The sequence below is a fragment of the Streptomyces sp. NPDC059874 genome (genome assembly GCF_042731135.1).
Lineage (GTDB): Bacteria > Actinomycetota > Actinomycetes > Streptomycetales > Streptomycetaceae > Streptomyces.
The window spans coordinates 68101-83470 of record NZ_JBHWJY010000019.1 but is presented as its reverse complement, the minus strand read 5'-3'; the positions used below and the strand labels follow the sequence as shown (position 1 = coordinate 83470).

Annotated in this window: 12 protein-coding genes; 6 read left to right on the top strand and 6 right to left on the bottom strand. The window is 72.9% G+C overall.

The features are described 5' to 3' along the window. Positions 1 to 230 precede the first annotated feature (230 nt). Entirely contained in the window at positions 231 to 989 is a 759-nt protein-coding gene (locus tag ACFV9H_RS13955; RefSeq protein WP_385397370.1) for a methyltransferase, read from the bottom strand. Positions 990 to 1076: 87 nt separating this feature from the next. Then, the gene (locus ACFV9H_RS13950; RefSeq protein WP_385397368.1) at positions 1077 to 1571 is read right to left on the bottom strand and encodes an SAV_6107 family HEPN domain-containing protein; all 495 of its coding nucleotides are present in this window, start codon (positions 1569 to 1571) and stop codon (positions 1077 to 1079) included. A gap of 194 nt (positions 1572 to 1765) precedes the next feature. Between ACFV9H_RS13950 and ACFV9H_RS13945 the strand changes: the two genes are divergently transcribed. The 3 genes from ACFV9H_RS13945 to ACFV9H_RS13935 are packed head-to-tail and all read left to right on the top strand — an operon-like array spanning position 1766 to position 5320. After that, positions 1766 to 2605 carry an ATP-binding cassette domain-containing protein gene (locus ACFV9H_RS13945; protein ID WP_385397366.1) on the top strand — a complete coding sequence of 280 codons (840 nt, stop codon included), beginning with the start codon at positions 1766 to 1768 and terminating at the stop codon, positions 2603 to 2605. After that, the gene (locus tag ACFV9H_RS13940; protein ID WP_385397364.1) at positions 2577 to 4664 is read left to right on the top strand and encodes a YhgE/Pip family protein; all 2088 of its coding nucleotides are present in this window, start codon (positions 2577 to 2579) and stop codon (positions 4662 to 4664) included. Before ACFV9H_RS13945 ends, ACFV9H_RS13940 begins: the two co-directional genes overlap by 29 nt. 29 nt (positions 4665 to 4693) lie before the next feature. Next, positions 4694 to 5320: a TetR/AcrR family transcriptional regulator gene (locus ACFV9H_RS13935; RefSeq protein ID WP_385397362.1), complete on the top strand. Its 627-nt coding sequence runs from the start codon at positions 4694 to 4696 to the stop codon at positions 5318 to 5320. A gap of 443 nt (positions 5321 to 5763) precedes the next feature. Here the strand turns inward: ACFV9H_RS13935 and ACFV9H_RS13930 are convergent, their stop codons facing one another. The 4 genes from ACFV9H_RS13930 to ACFV9H_RS13915 all read right to left on the bottom strand — a co-directional run bounded on the left by ACFV9H_RS13930 (position 5764) and on the right by ACFV9H_RS13915 (position 11250). Beyond that, a complete protein-coding gene (locus tag ACFV9H_RS13930; RefSeq protein ID WP_385397360.1) occupies positions 5764 to 8178 on the bottom strand; it encodes a transglutaminaseTgpA domain-containing protein in 2415 nt (804 codons plus the stop codon). After that, on the bottom strand, positions 8175 to 9551 hold the full coding sequence (locus tag ACFV9H_RS13925; RefSeq protein ID WP_385397358.1) for a DUF58 domain-containing protein: 1377 nt from the start codon (positions 9549 to 9551) through the stop codon (positions 8175 to 8177). Before ACFV9H_RS13925 ends, ACFV9H_RS13930 begins: the two co-directional genes overlap by 4 nt. Continuing rightward, positions 9551 to 10561: an AAA family ATPase gene (locus ACFV9H_RS13920; protein WP_385397356.1), complete on the bottom strand. Its 1011-nt coding sequence runs from the start codon at positions 10559 to 10561 to the stop codon at positions 9551 to 9553. The genes ACFV9H_RS13925 and ACFV9H_RS13920 overlap by 1 nt, the downstream gene beginning before the upstream one ends. 137 nt (positions 10562 to 10698) lie before the next feature. Continuing rightward, complete coding sequence (locus ACFV9H_RS13915; protein ID WP_385397354.1) at positions 10699 to 11250, bottom strand: beta-class carbonic anhydrase; 552 nt, start codon at positions 11248 to 11250, stop codon at positions 10699 to 10701. A 340-nt stretch (positions 11251 to 11590) separates the two neighbouring features. Here ACFV9H_RS13915 and rsmH point away from each other — a divergent pair, with 340 nt between their 5' ends. The 3 genes from rsmH (at position 11591) to ACFV9H_RS13900 (ending at position 15342) form a co-directional block, all read left to right on the top strand. Continuing rightward, positions 11591 to 12520, top strand: a complete 930-nt coding sequence (rsmH, locus tag ACFV9H_RS13910; protein WP_385397432.1) for a 16S rRNA (cytosine(1402)-N(4))-methyltransferase RsmH — start codon at positions 11591 to 11593, stop codon at positions 12518 to 12520. Further along, positions 12517 to 13062, top strand: coding sequence for a hypothetical protein (locus ACFV9H_RS13905; RefSeq protein ID WP_385397352.1), 546 nt, complete (start codon positions 12517 to 12519; stop codon positions 13060 to 13062). Before rsmH ends, ACFV9H_RS13905 begins: the two co-directional genes overlap by 4 nt. A gap of 324 nt (positions 13063 to 13386) precedes the next feature. Continuing rightward, positions 13387 to 15342: a peptidoglycan D,D-transpeptidase FtsI family protein gene (locus ACFV9H_RS13900; protein WP_385397430.1), complete on the top strand. Its 1956-nt coding sequence runs from the start codon at positions 13387 to 13389 to the stop codon at positions 15340 to 15342. The last annotated feature ends 28 nt before the right edge of the window (positions 15343 to 15370 follow it).

Sequence of the window (15370 nt, the reverse complement as noted above, 5' to 3'; positions counted from 1 at the left end):
GTCCCCTTCAGGATAGGCGGGGAACCGCCCCCGTGATACCCGCCCTCTACGCCACGTTCCTAAAAAAGCACTGCCGGAAAGAACTGCGCGAACCGCACGGCTTGCGCGCGGCCACTGAGGCCGTTATTCCCCAGTGATCCGTCCGCCATGCCGGTCGGTGACCCGATCATACGGGGCCGAGCGCAATAGCGGAGGGTGTGTGGCCGACTCCATGCGCGGAAGATCGCAGATCAGGCCTGCTTGTCGCCCAGCACGTGCAGCTGCGTGGCGACCGCGTGGAAGGCGGGGAGCTCCGCGGCGGCCTCTTCCAGGCGCAGAAGGGCCTCCACCGCGCCCGGCTCGGTGTCCACCAGAACGCCCGGGACGAGGTCGGCGAAGATCCGTACGCCGTGCACCGCGCCGACGGCCAGACCGGCCCCGCCGACCAGCTCGGAAAGCTGTTCGGCGGTGAAGCGGCGCGGCACCGGGTCGCCGGAGCCCCAGCGGCCGGCCGGGTCGGTGAGGGCGGTACGGGCCTCCGTGAAGTGGCCGGCCAGCGCGCGGGCGAGCACGGCCCCGCCGAGGCCGGCGGCCAGCAGGCTGAGCGTGCCGCCGGGGCGCAGGGCCGCCACCGCGTTGGCCACGCCCTCGGCCGGGTCGTCCACGTACTCCAGCACGCCGTGACAGAGCACCACGTCGTACGCGTCCCGCTCGACGACCTCCAAGAGGCCCTGGGCGTCGCCCTGTACGCCGCGGACCAGGTCGGAGAGGCCGGCCTCGGACACCCGGCGCTCCAGCCCGAACAGCGCGTTCGGGCTGGGGTCGACCACGGTGACCCGGTGGCCCAGGTGTGCCACCGGCACGGCGAACTTGCCGGTGCCGCCGCCCGTGTCGAGCACGTCCAGCACTTCCCGCCCGGTCGCCTTCACCCGGCGGTCGAGGGCCTCCTTGAGGACCTCCCACACCACGGCGGTGCGAAGGGAGGCGCGGGGGCGGGAATTGTCCGACACGGCTGATGGCTCCTCGGCGCGCTAGGGAAGGGGTGAGCGTCAGTGCCCCACCCGGCCCCACCCTATTGCCTTACGCAGCCCGGCAGCTCATCCCGCGTCCGGACGCTCCGGACGCGGCCCCGGCACGGGCCCCGGGAGGGTCTGCGTCAGGGGTCGCAGGGCGAGCATGCGCTCCACCAGGCGCAGGAACATCGAGGCGGCGCGCACCAGATCGTCCGCCTGCCGGCTGCTCGCCGCGCCCGCTATCCCCGCCTCGGCCCGGGCCCGGCGCTCCGCGCCGGAGGCGAAGAGCGCGCTCCACTCGGCGAGCTCCGGCGCTATCTCCGGGAGCACCTCCCACGCGCTGCGGATCCGGGGCCGCCGCCGCGGGTTGACCGGTTCGGGCCGGCCCCGCGCGGCGAGCACGGCCGCGGCGGTGCGCAGCGCGGCGAGGTGGGCGGTGGCGTACCGCTCGTTGGGCCTGGTCAGCCGAGCCGCCTCGGCCAGGCCGCCGCGGGCCTTTTCGAGCAAGTCGAGCGCTGCCGGCGAAGCCGCCGACTTGCGCGGGACGGGATGGACAGGGGACGGGGACGGTGTGGCCATGACGAACCTCCTGTCAGTCGCGTTGCACGGTGCGTTGCTGCCTTGTCCTCATCGTGACGGGCCCCACTGACAATCGCGCTGACCTGCGCTTTCGCGGTCCTGGGTCGAGTAACTGCCCCCTCCTGCACCGCCGGTGCCCAAAGGGATGCTAGTTTTTGAACTGACCGGTCAGTTCAAAAAGAAGGGGGGACGGCGTGGACAGCCCGCACGGCGCGGCCGTCAAAGCCGAGAACTTCGGACTCAAGGGCCCGCGAGGTTGGGCCTTCCGGGGAATCGGCGTGGACGCGGCGCCCGGCTCGCTCATCGCGGTCGAAGGCCCCTCCGGCAGCGGCCGCACCTGCCTGCTCCTCGCTCTCACCGGACGGATGAAGGCCACCGAGGGCCACGCCGAGATCGGCCGGCACCGGCTGCCGAAGCGGATGACCGCGGTCCGTCGGATCGCCGCCCTCGGCCCGGTCACCGGTGTCAACGAGCTCGACCAGGCCCTCACCGTCGCCGAGCAGCTGCGCGAAGGCGCCCTGCTCCAGCGGCGCTACGAAGGTTCGGTCCGCGCCCTGCTGCGCCCCCGGGAAGAGCGCAGCGCCGCGGCCGGGGCCCGCATCGAGGCCGCGCTGGCCGCCGCCGGGCTCGACCTCGACACGCTGCCCAAGGGCGGGCGCACCTCCGTACGGGACCTGGAACGACTGGAGTCCGTACGGCTGTCCGTGGCCATCGCCCTGCTGGGCGAGCCGCGGCTGCTGGCCCTGGACGACCTCGACCTCAAGCTCTCGGACGCCGAACGCGACCAGGCCTGGGCCCTGCTCCGCGGGATCGCCGCCGCGGGCACCACCGTCCTCGCCGTGTGCAGCGAGGCCCCGGCGGACGCCACCGTCCTGCGGACCTGCCCACCCGACGCCGCCGGACCCGCGGCCGACGGCGAACCGAACACCACCGGTGACGACACCGGCAACGAAGTCGGCGACGACACCGACGAAGAATCCGACGAAGACACGAAGGGGGCGGACGATGCGCTCGCCGAAGCTGGCCGCGCTTGAGCTGAAGCGGTTCGGGCGGGGGAAGCTGCCCCGGGCCGCACTCGTCGCACTGCTCCTGCTGCCGCTGCTCTACGGGGCCCTGTACCTCTGGTCCTTCTGGGACCCGTACAGCCGCCTCGACAAGGTGCCCGTCGCCCTCGTCAACTCCGACAAGGGCGCCACCGTCGAAGGCAAGCGCATCGACGCCGGCGACGAGATCACCAAGAAGCTCCACGACAGCAAGACCTTCGACTGGCGCGAGGTCAGCGCCGAGGAGGCCGCCAAGGGTCTGGAGAACGGGACGTACTACCTGTCCCTCACCATGCCCGCGGACTTCAGCGAGAAGATCGCCTCCAGCTCCGGCGAGGACCCCGCCACCGGCGCCCTCCAGGTCCGCACCAACGACGCCAACAACTACATCGTCGGCTCGATCTCCCGCACCGTCTTCTCCGAGGTCCGCTCGGCGGCGTCCACCAACGCCTCCCGCGGCTACCTCGACAAGATCTTCGTCTCCTTCTCCGACCTCCACGACAAGACCGCCGAGGCCGCCGACGGCGCCGACAAGCTCAAGGACGGCGCGAGCAAGGCCCAACAGGGCGCCAAGGAGATCGCCGACGGCCTCGACACCGTCGAGGAGAAGAACGGCGAGCTCACCGGCGGGCTGAAGAAGCTCAACTCGGCCGCGGCCAAGCTGGCGACCGGCTCCAAGGACGTCGCCGCCGGCACCCAGAAGGTCGCGGACAAGGTCAAGGGCACCGCCTCCCAGGTCCGCCCCTACCTCGACAACCCCAAGGAGATCGCCGACGCGGCCCTCCTCGTCGCGGACACCGCCAAGGTCGTCAACAACCACCTCGACACCTTCGGCAAGAAGGCCCCCGCAGCCGCCAAGGTCAGCAAGCAGGCCGCCGCCCTCGCCGCCGACACCTACACCCGCACCTGCACGGGTTCGGCGCCGAGGCCCCTGCCCGCCGCCTGCGCCGACATGAAGAAGCTGAAGGACGCCAGCGCCGAGGCCGCCCTGCTCACCGGCGACATCGACACCCTGGTCAAGGACTCGGGCGGCGACCTGGCCACCCTGCGCAAGCAGCTCACCGACCTGGAGAAGCAGGCCCGCAAGCTCGCCGCGGGCGCCCCCGGCCTCGCCGGCAAGCTCGACCAGGCCGTCGCCGACGTGAACGCCCTCAACGACGGCGCCCACAAGGTCGCCACCGGCATGGCCCAGCTCCACGCCGGCCTGGGCAAGGCCACCGACGGCTCCGCGGCCATCGGCGAGGGCGTCGGCAAGATCGGCGACGGCGCGCACAGCCTCGACGGAGGCATCTACAAGCTCGTCGACGGCAACGCCGCCCTGGCCGACGGCCTGCACGAGGGCGTCGACAAGATCCCGGACTACGACGACCAGCAGCGCGACGCCCGCACCGAGGTCATGGCCGACCCCGTACGGCTCGCCAACCAGTCCCTGCACAAGGCGCCCAACTACGGCACCGGCTTCGCCCCCTACTTCATCCCGCTCTCCCTCTGGGTCGGCTCGATGGTCGCCTACATGCTGATCGCCCCGCTCAACAAGCGGGCCCTGGCCGCCGGTGCCTCGCCCTGGCGGATCGCCCTCGCCGGCTGGCTGCCCGTGGCGGGCCTCGGCGCGGCGCAGGTGGCCATGCTGATGTCCGTACTGCACTGGGGCCTCGGCCTGGAAATGGCCCACCCGGCCCTCACCATCGGCTTCCTGATGCTGGTCACGGGCTGCTTCGCGGCGATCGTGCAGTGGCTCAACGCCAAGTTCGGCGCGGCCGGGCGGATCCTCGTCCTCGCCGTGCTGATGCTCCAGCTGACCTCGGCGGGCGGCACCTACCCCGTCCAGACCAGCCCCGGCTTCTTCAACGCCATCCACCCGTACCTGCCGATGTCGTACATCGTCGAGAGCCTGCGCCACCTGATCAGCGGCGGGCCGCTCACCGTGGTCTGGCAGGGCTGCGCGGTCCTGGTGGCCTTCACGGTCGGCGCCCTCGCCCTCACCGCGCTCGCCGCACGGGGCAAGCAGGTGTGGACCATGGACCGGCTGCACCCCGAACTGAGCCTGTAGAGAGCTGTTGACCTGTGAGAATCAGCGCCATGGAAAGCAGCACCGGTACAAGCGCGGGCGGCGCCCGACGCCAGGCCACCCGGCAGAAGCTCTACGAGGCGGCCGTGACGCTCATCGCCGAGCAGGGCTTCTCGGCGACCACCGTCGACGAGATCGCCGAGCGGGCGGGCGTGGCGAAGGGCACCGTCTACTACAACTTCGCCAGCAAGAACGACCTCTTCGAGGAACTGCTCCGGCACGGCGTCGGACTGCTGACCGCGTCCCTGCGGGAGGCGGCGGAATCGACCGAGGCACGCGGCGGCACGCGCGTCGAGGCCCTCGACGGGATGATCCGGGCCGGTCTCGTCTTCATCGACCGCTACCCGGCCTTCACGCAGCTGTACGTCGCCGAGCTGTGGCGGACCAACCGGACCTGGCAGTCCACGCTCATGGTGGTCCGCCAGGAGGCGGTGGCCGTGGTGGAGAAGGTGCTGCGGGAGGGCGTCGAGCGGGGTGAGCTGAGCGCGGAGATCGACGTGCCGCTGACGGCGGCGGCGCTGGTCGGGATGGTGCTGGTGGCCGCGCTGGACTGGCAGTCCTTCCAGCGCGAGCGGTCCCTGGACGACGTCCACTCGGCGCTGTCGCTGCTGCTGCGGGGCCGGGTCAGCGGGCGGTAACCCCCCGGTCGGCGGTGCCGTGCGGGCCACGGAGCCCGTACAACTGGTGGGGCCGGCCGCGGCGACTGAGTATCCGTACCTAGAGGCGGATATGAGTACGCGCGCGGATGGGCCCCCACCTGCGCGGACGCCAGACTGGGGGCAACGGACGGAAGACCCGGTCCGCACCGCCGACACGGGGCTGCGGAGCGGGCCGGGTGTCTTCTCGTCCGGTTACGGGGGGCGGCGCGGCGAGGCTCGGGGGGATCGAGCCCCGCCGCGCCGTCGCGTCCGCGGGTCGCCGGGTGCGCGCCGCTCCTGGGGCTCCGCCCCAGACCCTCCCCCAGACTTCGTCCGGGGGGACCCCCGCGCCTCAAACGCCGGCGGGGCTGGAAATTGCTGCGCAAATGGAACGGTGGAAGGGCGGGGAGGGGCAGGCCGCCCGCAGGGCCCGCCCCCGCCCGTCAGCCGCGGCCGCGCAGAGGCAGCCGGAGGCGGACTGCCGTCAGGCGGGTCGAGACCGACGAGGTCACCGCCGTCCAGCGGCGTGACGCCGCCCACGAGAGACGGGCCGCCGAGCGCGGCAGCAGCAGTGCGCGCAGGCGCGAGCGGCGGGACACCGCGGACAGCAGGCCCGCACGGGCCAGGAGGACGTCCGAAGACAGCCCCGGGTACGAGACCTCCGCGCCCGGGGGCGCGTACAGCGACCGTTCCACCGCGCCCGCCACCCGGTGCACGGCGGCGGAAGCCTCCGCGTCCAGCCGCCCGAGGTCCGCCACGCGCGCAGCGGCCCGGCGTGGGGACAGCGCCCCGTCCGGCGCCACGCCCACGTCCCACGCCGCGTCGCCCAGCTCCCGCCAGGCCGCCAGCACCTCACCCGAGCCCAGCCGGCGCGCCCGCAGCCGGGTCCGCCACAGCAGCGGCAGCAGCGGCAGGCCCAGTACCGCAAGCGCGACCACCGCCCAGACCGCGATCGTCGCCGCCGAAGGCCCACCGCCACCGGAGGATCCCGCCGCCGGCGCGGCCGCACCGCACTCGCCGAGCTTCCTCAGCTCCGGCGGGCAGTCGTCCGCCGTCGACGGCGCCGGGGACGGCGCGGGCGTGTTCTGCGAGGGCAGCGGCGCCGGCGCCGACGGCTGGGGCGCCTGCGCCTGCGGCCGGGAGTAGTCCGGCACCGTGAGGCCGGACCGCGGCGTCGGCTCGAACCGGGTCCAGCCCACCCCCTGGAAGTACAGCTCCGGCCAGGCGTGCGCGTCCCGCATCGAGACGTTCACGCTGCCGTCCGCCTGCTTCTCCCCGGGCGTGAAGCCCACCGCCACCCGCGCCGGGATGCCCAGCGAACGGGACATCGCGGCCATCGAGAAGGCGAAGTGGACGCAGAAGCCCTCCTTGTCGGCGAGGAACCGCGCCACCGCGGCCGACCCCGTGCCCGAGGCGGTCTTCGTGTTGTAGCGGAACCCGCCGGTCACCGCGAAGTAGTCCTGGAGCTTGACCGCCCGCGTGTAGTTGTCCTTCGACCCCTGCGTCACCTGGCGGGCCGTCTCGGCGACCACCGGCGGCAGGTTGTCCGGCAGCTTCGTGTACTCGGCCACGATGCCCGCTTCGGGTTCCGGGGCCTTGGAGAGCTGCTGCGCCGTCGGCTTCAGCAGCAGGCTCCCCACGGTGTACATGGCGCCCTGGACGTTCTGGAACTTGTCCCGGCCCAGCTGGTCCCCGACCAGCGTCCGGCCCTCCGGCTCGAACCGCCACTTCCCGCCGATCTCCACCCGCGTCGCCGGGTACGGCATCGGCAGGTAGCGCTGGGTGTACGTGTCCGCCGCGGAGACGCTGGTCCGCACCTCGATCGCGCCCGCCCGGACCGCCGGGCTGAGCCCGGGCGGTGTCGGGAGCGGCTGCGGGACGTCGGTCAGCGCCCGTCCGGAGGCCTCCCACTTGACCCCGTTGAACTCGTCCAGCGCCAGGATCCGCAGGTACTGCTCGCTCTGCTGCGGATTGTCCGTGCGGTACTTCAGCACCACCCGGTTGTCCTGCGCGTTCAGGCTGCTCTGCAGGGACACGAGCGGGTTGACGGCCGAGATCGTCCCGCCCGCCCCGCTGCCGCCGCCCTCTTCGCCCCGCGCGCCCAGCAGCCCGCCGCCTAGCGCGGGCAGCGCCGCCGGCACCGCCAGTGCGATGCCCAGCGCCACCACGCCGATCCGCCGCCCGGTCCGCACCGGGGCCGTCGCCTGACCGCCCTCACCGCCGCCCAGGCCGGAGGCGGCCGAGACCCGCTCGCGCGGGGCCGCGCCGAAGACCCGGCCCCACTGGGCGAGCCGGTCGCGGCCCTCGGCCAGCAGCATCATCAGGAAGCCGCAGCCCGCGAGCAGGAAGGAGAACCAGGAGGCCTTCCCGCCGCCCGACAGGCCCGCGGCCACCGAGTACAGCGCGAGCAGGGGCAGCCCGGCCGCCGCGGCCGTCCGCGCGGTCACCGCCAGGGTGTCCACCAGCAGCCCGATGAGCAGCACCCCGGACAGCAGAAGCAGCCGGATGCCGTCGGTCAGCGGGGCCGGGATCGCGAACTCGCTCACGTCCTGGACGCCCCGCTGGAACAGCCCACCGAAGTCCGTGACCAGGTAGGCCAGCGGGCCCTGCCCGGTCGACTCGCCCTTGCCCAGGAAGAGGAACGCGAGCAGCACCAGGGACACCAGGGCCTGCGCGGCCACGGTCAGCGACCGGGCCAGCGGCACCCGCCGCGCCCCGGCCCCCACCGCGCTCTGCACGGCCAGCAGCAGCGCCGCCTGCAGCAGCCAGCCCGCCGACTGCACCAGCGGGGTCAGCGACCACGAGGTGAGCAGCGTCGCCAGTGCCGCGAACAGCGTCAGTCTCGCCCGCCCGCTCATCCGCGTCCTCCGGAGGTTCCCGTGCCGAGGGGGGTGCTCCCGGCCTGTCGCCACAGCTCGCCGAAGGCCACCCCGGGCGGGACGGCCACCGCCGTCCAGCCCGCGTCGCGCAGTCTGTGCAGCCTTTCCTCCAGGGAGGGCAGGTCGTGACGGAGCGCGGGCTCCCCGGCCCAGGTCGCCGAGTCCAGTACGAAGGCCACCGCGCTCCCGGCACGCTGGCGCAGCTTGGCCGCCAGCTCGGTCTGTACGTCGTCCAGGTCCCCGAAGAAGGCGATGAGGAGCCCGTCACCGCCGGCTCCGCCGAAACCGCCGCCGTCACCGGCGACGCGCACCGCGTCGTAGGCCCGGGAGATCCCCGCGCCGTCGGAGTGCCCGATGACCGCCAGGGTGTCCATCATCAGACCGGCGGCCTCCGCGGACTCCTGGCCGCCGGAGGAGAAGCCTCCACCGCCCTGGCCCGGCACCGAGTTCCCGGTGTCCGTGAGCAGCCGCACCGAGAGGCCCTGTTCCAGCAGGTGCACCAGGGTGGAGGCGGCCGCGGAGACGGCCCATTCGAAGGCGGAGTCGGGGCCCGCTCCCTCGAAGGCGACGTCCCGGGTGTCCAGCAGGACGGTGGCCCGGCTGCGCTGCGGCTGCTCCTCGCGGCGCACCATCAGCTCGCCGTAGCGGGCGGTGGAGCGCCAGTGCACCCGGCGCAGGTCGTCGCCGCGCCGGTAGGTGCGCGGGATCACGTCGTCGTCGCCTGCCAGGGCCAGCGAGCGGCGGCTGCCGTCGCCGTAGCCGGAGGAGTCGCCCGCCAGCCGGACCGGCGGCAGGGGCTCGGTGCGCGGGATGACGGTGAGGGTGTCGTACGTGCTGAACGAGCGGGTCAGCTCGACCAGCCCGAACGGGTCGGTCAGCCGAAGCTGGAGCGGTCCGAGCGGATAGCGGCCGCGCAGGTCGGAGCGGACCCGGTAGGACACCTCGCGGCGCCCGCCGGGCTCGACCCGGTCCAGGACGAACCGTGGGCGCGGGCCCAGTACGTACGGCACGCGGTCCTGGAGCATCAGCAGTCCGGTGGGCACGCGGGACACGTTGTCCATGCGCAGCTGCACCCGGGCCTCGGCGCCCGCGGGCACCCGGTTCGGGGTGAGCCGGCGGCTGCCGGAGACCCGGTGGCGGGTGCGGTGCAGGGCGTAGACGCAGATCAGCGGCAGGGCGGTGAGCAGCAGGCCGACCCGCAGCAGTTCGCCCTGGCCCAGGACGTACGCGCACACGGCGGCGGCGACCCCGGCGGCCAGGAACGAGCGGCCGCGGGTGGTGAGACCGGACAGGGAGGCGCGCAGCCCGCCGACGCCACCGCGGTCCGCGCCGCCGGGGGCACCGGCGCTCATCAGAAGCTCCGGATGCCCGCGCCGGGCGGCATCTCGCCGCCGGAGTGCGCGGCCGGTACGGGGGTGCGCTGCAGGATGTCGGCGACGACCTGCTCGGCGGTGCGCCGGTTCAGCTGGGCCTGCGCGGTGAGCAGCAGGCGGTGGGCGAGGACCGGGGCGGCGAGCGCCTGGACGTCGTCGGGCAGCACGTAGTCCCGGCCGGCGAGCGCGGCGGAGGCCTTCACGGCGCGCAGCAGGTGCAGGGTGGCGCGCGGCGAGGCGCCCAGCCGCAGGTCAGGGTGGCTGCGGGTGGCGGATACCAGGCCTACGACGTACCGCTTGACGGGCTCGGCCACGTACACCTCGCGGACGGCCTCGATCAGCTTGACGATCTCGTGGGCGTGCGCGACGGCCGTCAGGTCGTCGAGCGGGGAGAGCCCGCCGTGCACGTCGAGCATCTGGAGCTCGGCCTCGGGGCCGGGGTAGCCGACGGAGACGCGGGCCATGAAGCGGTCGCGCTGGGCCTCGGGCAGCGGATAGGTGCCCTCCATCTCCACCGGGTTCTGGGTGGCGACGACCATGAAGGGGCTCGGCAGCGCGTAGGTGGTGCCGTCGATGGTGACCTGGCGCTCCTCCATCGACTCCAGCAGCGCGGACTGGGTCTTGGGGGAGGCGCGGTTGATCTCGTCGCCGATGACGATCTGCGCGAAGATCGCGCCCGGCTTGAACTCGAACTCGCGGCGCTGCTGGTCGTAGATGCTGACACCGGTGATGTCGGAGGGCAGCAGGTCCGGCGTGAACTGGATGCGCTGCACCGAGCAGTCGATGGACTTGGCCAGCGTCTTGGCGAGCATCGTCTTGCCGACGCCCGGTACGTCCTCGATCAGCAGGTGCCCTTCGGCGAGGAGCACGGTCAGCGCGAGGCGAACGACCTCGGGCTTGCCCTCGATCACGCTCTCGACCGAGTGGCGCACCCGCTCCGCCGTGCTCGTCAGATCCGCGAGGCTCGCTCGGTCGTCATACGTCGTCACCTGTACTCCTCGGCCCAAAATGCGGGGCCGACGCCCTTGGCGCATGACCGGCCCACCCCAGAAAACGCGGACACCGGCCCGGGAGGTCCCGGGTGGCGTCTCCCCGCATTCTTGACGGCGTTACGGCCTTGTGTCACTCAAGAGCTCGGATCGATCTCCCGCAGGAGCCCGGTGTGTACGTCGAAGACGAAGCCTCGCACATCGTCGCGGTGGGGCAGGAAGGGGTTCGTGCGAACCCGCTGCATCGACTGGCGAACGTCCTGGTCCACGTCCCGGAAGGCCTCGACGGCCCAGGCCGGGCGCTGGCCGACCTCGTCCTCCAGCTCGTGCCGGAAGTCCTCGGTCAGGCTTTCGAGACCGCATCCGGTGTGGTGGATGAGTATGACCGAGCGGGTGCCCAGGGCCCGCTGGCTGATCGTGAGGGAGCGGATGGTGTCGTCGGTGACGACCCCGCCCGCGTTGCGGATCGTGTGACAGTCGCCGAGCTCCAGGCCGAGGGCCTTGTGCAGGTCGAGGCGGGCGTCCATGCAGGCGACGATCGCCACCTGGAGGACGGGGCGGGCGTCCATGCCGGGATCGGTGAAGCCCGACGCGTAGGCACGGTTCGCCGCGACCAGCCGGTCGGTGACGCCGCCTCCGGTGGAAGTCTTGTGTGCGGACTCGGCGGGCAGGGATGCGGAAGTCGTCATGCATACGACGTTAGTGGTCACAGCTTGTGCAGGCATTGGGTGAGGCGGGACAAGTCAGGTCAACCGGGTGTGTTGTGAGCTAATCCACAGGGGTGAGACGGGGGAGGCTGTACGGGTGATTCGCGGCTTTTGCCGGTTCACCGCGAGAGGGGCGCACCGCACCGGGGCGGTTCGTTGACCGCGGCGACCGTTGCACTAAAGTGACGCGAACCGGCCGGAGCCCGGCCCTGACCGGCCGCCCGGCCCCCTGGTAACACTCCGCGTGCGCGGCGCGGCGTATGCCTGCCGCGCCGTTATCTGAGAGGGCGCTTTGACTAGCGAGTCCCGACATGTCCCGGTGATGCTCCAGCGGTGCCTGGACCTGTTGGCCCCGGCGCTGGAGAGGCCGGGGGCCGTCGTCGTCGACTGCACCCTCGGCCTCGGCGGCCACAGCGAGGCCCTGCTGACCCGGTTCCCCGAGGCCCACCTGATCGGCCTCGACCGCGACAAGGAGGCCCTGAGGCTCTCCGGCGAGCGCCTCGCGCCCTTCGGTGACCGGGCCACCCTCGTCCACGCGATCTACGCCGACCTGGCCGAGGTCCTCGACGGGCTGGGCATCCCGACCGTCCAGGGCATCCTCTTCGACCTCGGCGTCTCCTCCATGCAGCTCGACGAGGCCGACCGCGGGTTCGCGTACGCGCAGGACGCGCCGCTGGACATGCGCATGGACCAGACGACCGGCATCAGCGCCGCCGAGGTGCTCAACACCTACGCGCCGGGCGAGCTCGTACGGATCCTGCGCCAGTACGGCGAGGAGAAGCAGGCGAAGCGGATCGTGTCCGCGATCGTCCGGGAGCGGGAGAAGGAGCCGTTCTCGAACAGCGCCCGGCTCGTCGAGCTGATCCGCGACGCGCTGCCGCAGGCGGCCAAGCGGACCGGCGGCAACCCCGCCAAGCGGACCTTCCAGGCCCTGCGCATCGAGGTCAACGGCGAGCTGTCCGGGCTGGAGAAGGCCATTCCGGCGGCGGTGGACCGGATCGCGGTCGGCGGCCGGATCGCCGTGCTCTCCTACCACTCGCTGGAGGACCGCCTGGTCAAGCAGGTCTTCGCGGCGGGCGCCACCTCCACGGCCCCGCCCGGGCTGCCGGTGGTGCCGGAGAAGTACCAGCCGAAGCTGAAGCTCCTGACGCGCGGGGCGGAGCTGCCGACCGAGGAGGAGATCGCCGAGAACCGGCGGGCCGCGCCGGCCAGGTTCCGCGGGGTCGAGCGCATCCGGGAGGCGCGGCTGTGACCAAGGCCGCCGCCGGGACCGGACCGGGGAGGTTCGCCACGCTGACGCGCCGGGCGCTCGGCGGGCGGCCCGTCCGCCCTGCCCGCCCGCGCCCCGGCGGCCAGGCGGCGCGGACGCCGTTCGTGCTGCTGGTCGTGGCCCTGCTCGCCGGCGGCCTGATCAGCCTGCTGCTGCTGAACTCCGCGCTGAACGAGGGCTCCTTCCAGCTGACCAAGCTGAAGAAGGAGACCACCGCCCTGACGGACGAGGAGCAGGCGCTCCAGCGGGACGTGGACGCGTACTCGGCGCCGGACGCGCTGCAGCGGCGGGCGCAGGAGCTGGGGCTGGTCCCGGGTGGCAGCCCGGTCTTCATCGGCCCGGACGGCAAGGTCACCGGCACCGTGGCCGAGGCGGAGCCGCCGCCGGCCCCGTCGCCGCCGCCGTCCGCCGCCGCGGTCGCACCGGGCCAGGCCCCGGCCCAGCCGCCTTCGGCTTCCGCCGCCGCGCCGAACCCGAACCCCGGGGGAGCCTCCCCCGCGCCCCAGCCCACTCCTGGAAGGTGACGCCGTGACGCGGATCCCTGCGGGGCTTTCCCCCACCCCGCCCTTCCTCCGTTCCCCGGGCTCCGCCCGGACCCGTTCCCGGGGGCTCCGCCCCCGTACCCCCGCGCCTCAAACGCCGGCGAGGCTGGATTTGGCTGATCCCGTCCGCCATGAGCGGCTGGGTTGCCGCGCAGCGGCAATTCCAGCCCCTCCGGCGTTTGAGGAGCGGGGTCTGGGGCGGAGCCCCAGGGTGCCCGGGCGGAGCCCGGGGGCGCTTGCGCGGCGGCGCCGCACCGGCAGCGGAACGGCGGTGGCACGGTGAGCCCCGGGCGGGACCCGCGGCGGGTGCCCGGGCCGGGGAGGCCGAGGAGCGGGGCCGGCGCACGGCCGGCCGGGTCGCGCCCGGCGACCCGGAGGCCGCCCGCGCCGCGCAAACCCCACACCATCCGGCTCGGCAGCCCCCGCCCCCGGCTGCGTCTGGTCAGCGTCGGCCTGACACTCGTCATGGTCGCCTTCGTGGTTCGCCTGCTCCAGGTGCAGGCCGTCGACGCCTCCGCCTTCTCCGCCGAGGCCTCCAAGAACCGCTACACCAGCGTCAAGCTGGCCGCCGAACGCGGCGAGATCACCGACCGCAAGGGCGTGGCCCTGGCCACCAGCGTCGACGCGTACGACATCACCGCCGACCCGAAGATGTTCACCCCGCAGGACAGCAAGGCGCCGGACGCCCCCGAGCAGGCGGCCGCCCTCCTCGCGCCCATCCTCGGCGCGGACGCCAAGACCCTCACGGCCAAGCTGAAGACCAAGAACTCCCGCTACGTGATCCTGGCCCACCGCCAGACCCCCCAGGTCTGGAACCAGATCAAGGACCTCAAGCGGGTCTTCGCGGAGAAGGCGGCGGCCGACAAGAAGAACAACGGCCCCGGCGCCAACGTCCTGGCGGGGGTGTTCAAGGAGGACAGCAGCAAGCGCGTGTACCCGAACGGCGACCTCGCCGCCGGGATACTGGGTTACGTCAACGCCGAGGGCGCCGGCGCCGGCGGTCTGGAGTCCTCCCTCGACAAGAAGCTGGCCGGCAAGGACGGCGAGGTCACCTACGCCCAGTCGGGTGGCCGGAAGGTCCCCACGGCCGGTTCCAGCGAGAAGCCCGCCGTGCCCGGCGAGGACATCGAGCTGACCATCGACCGCGACATCCAGTGGGCCGCGCAGAGCGCCGTCGCCGAGCAGGTCGAGAAGTCCGGCGCCGACCGCGGCTACGTCATCGTCCAGGACACCCGCACCGGCGAGGTGCTGGCCATGGCCAACGCCCCCGGCTTCGACCCCAACGACCTGACCCGGGCCAGTTCCGCCGCCATGGGCAACGCCGCGCTCCAGGACGTGTACGAGCCCGGTTCCACCGCCAAGGTGATGTCGATGGCCGCCGTACTGGAGGAGAAGAAGGCCACCCCGGAGACCCACGTCGAGGTCCCCAACCGGCTGCACCGCGGCGACCGGCTCTTCAAGGACGACATCGACCACCCGACCTGGTACCTGACCCTCAACGGGGTCCTCGCCAAGTCCTCCAACATCGGCACCATCCTGGCCACCGGCCGGCTCGGCCCCACCCAGCCCGAGGCCAACAAGGTCCTGTACTCCTACCTGACCAAGTTCGGCATGGGTCAGCCCACCGGACTGAACTACCCCGGTGAGTCCCGCGGCATCCTCGCCAAGCCCGAGGACTGGTCCACCTCCCAGCAGTACACGATCCCCTTCGGCCAGGGCCTGTCCCTCAACGCCATGCAGGCGGCCTCCGTGTACTCGACCATCGCCAACGGAGGTGTCCGGATCGAGCCGACCCTGGTCCGCGGCACCCGGGGCCCCGACGGCCGCTTCACCCCCGCCCCGGCCCCCGAGCGGAACCAGGTGATCAGCAAGGAGACCGCCAAGACCCTCGCCGAGATGCTCGAATCCGTGGTCGACGACCAGGAGGGCACCGGCACCAAGGCGAAGATCCCCGGCTACCGGGTCGGCGGCAAGACCGGCACCTCCAACCGGGTGGATCCGGCCACCGGCCGCTACAAGGGCTACACCGCCTCCTTCGCCGGCTTCGCGCCGGCCGACAACCCGCGGATCACCGTCTACTGCGCCATCCAGAACCCCACCAAGGGCAGCTACTTCGGCGGCCAGATCTGTGGCCCCATCTACAAGAAGGTCATGGAGTTCGCCCTCAAGACCCTCCAGGTCGCCCCCACCGGATCCGCCCCCGCCGGGCTCCCGGTCACCTACGAACCCGGCCCGCAGCCCGCTGCGAAGCCGGGTCAGTGACCGGCCGCCCCGGCCCGAAAGCGTGAGG

Coding starts and splice junctions, on each gene's coding strand:
- ACFV9H_RS13950 (WP_385397368.1), bottom strand. CDS start 1,571: ATGGCCACACCGTCCCCGTCCCCTGTCCATCCCGTCCCGCGCAAGTCG.
- ACFV9H_RS13940 (WP_385397364.1), top strand. CDS start 2,577: ATGCGCTCGCCGAAGCTGGCCGCGCTTGAGCTGAAGCGGTTCGGGCGG.
- ACFV9H_RS13935 (WP_385397362.1), top strand. CDS start 4,694: ATGGAAAGCAGCACCGGTACAAGCGCGGGCGGCGCCCGACGCCAGGCC.
- ACFV9H_RS13930 (WP_385397360.1), bottom strand. CDS start 8,178: ATGAGCGGGCGGGCGAGACTGACGCTGTTCGCGGCACTGGCGACGCTG.
- ACFV9H_RS13925 (WP_385397358.1), bottom strand. CDS start 9,551: ATGAGCGCCGGTGCCCCCGGCGGCGCGGACCGCGGTGGCGTCGGCGGG.
- ACFV9H_RS13915 (WP_385397354.1), bottom strand. CDS start 11,250: ATGACGACTTCCGCATCCCTGCCCGCCGAGTCCGCACACAAGACTTCC.
- rsmH (WP_385397432.1), top strand. CDS start 11,591: ATGCTCCAGCGGTGCCTGGACCTGTTGGCCCCGGCGCTGGAGAGGCCG.